At 38.9% G+C, this 1,036-nt stretch carries 1 protein-coding gene; it reads right to left on the reverse strand.

Going from position 1 to position 1,036, the window contains the following annotated elements; all coding sequences use genetic code 11:
- Nucleotides 1-105: 105 nt before the first annotated feature.
- Nucleotides 106-1,023 (reverse strand): IS982 family transposase, encoded by a 918-nt coding sequence (locus DW830_RS15505; protein WP_119250497.1) that lies wholly within the window; start codon nt 1,021-1,023, stop codon nt 106-108.
- Nucleotides 1,024-1,036 lie beyond the last annotated feature (13 nt).

Here is a 1,036-nt window from a genome sequence, read left to right on the forward strand (position 1 = left end):
CTAAAGGCTTTATAATGTTTTTATATAAGGGACACAGTGGCTTGGCAACCATCTATATATCTTGGATGGTTGCTGAGACAAAATCCTCATGTAAAATATGCAATGTTAGAAAAGACTCAGCTGTTTCGTGTCTTCGATAACGTATCCAGTAAGTGCCTTGGGCTTGTTGTCAAAGAAGCAGTATGCCCCTAATGCAGAAATAATATTTATGATGAAATTCGCAACAGACCTGTGACGTGAATGTACTATCTGAGCTGTATTTTTCAACAGATCATTAATCGTTTCAATGATGTATCTTTTGCGCAGCATCATCTTGTCATAGAACGGCATTAGTTTGTTCTTCATGTTCACTCTCAGTCCTGTTACCAACTGGATGCCTTCCTCAAAAAGTGAATCGAAGAGTTTTTGCGAGATATAGCCTTTGTCAGCAAACAGCTTGCCATACAGACGTTTAGCCAACACATCGAATACCGCTGGATCTTTGTCGCTGACGTTTGCACCAGTGAGAACAAAAGCAATTATCTCACCTCTATCATTACAAGCCAGATGTAGCTTGAACCCATGACACCATCCCATTGTTCCCTTTCCGTCTGTGGCAATGCCTTTGAACACTTTGTTGGCATAACGCCTGAGATTGTGGCATATTGGTATCATGGTTGAATCAACAAAGGTTATACCTGTACATCTGCCAAAAGCACGGAGATTCAGGAAGAACATGAGAGGGAAGAATACGCGACTTTCAAGTTCTACAAAACGGTTATAAGACACTGCATTTGGAAAATATGACTTCAATGTTCCTCTAATAAAGAATAGGTAATAATGCTTGAAGTTTCGGAACGAGCCGAAATGGAAATACAGCAAAATCGTCATGATTTCACTATCAGATAAAGAGGCTTTACGTCGTCTGCGCTTTACTCCATCCTCACCCAAAAGCAATTTTCCTGCATTTTCAGCATCAAAAACTTTGTAAAATTCATCAATAATACAAAATAATTCTGTAACTTTGTCCTTGGTAATCTCCATAATGATATCTTTT

This window comes from Prevotella sp. AM34-19LB, assembly GCF_003468525.1.
Taxonomy (GTDB): domain Bacteria; phylum Bacteroidota; class Bacteroidia; order Bacteroidales; family Bacteroidaceae; genus Prevotella.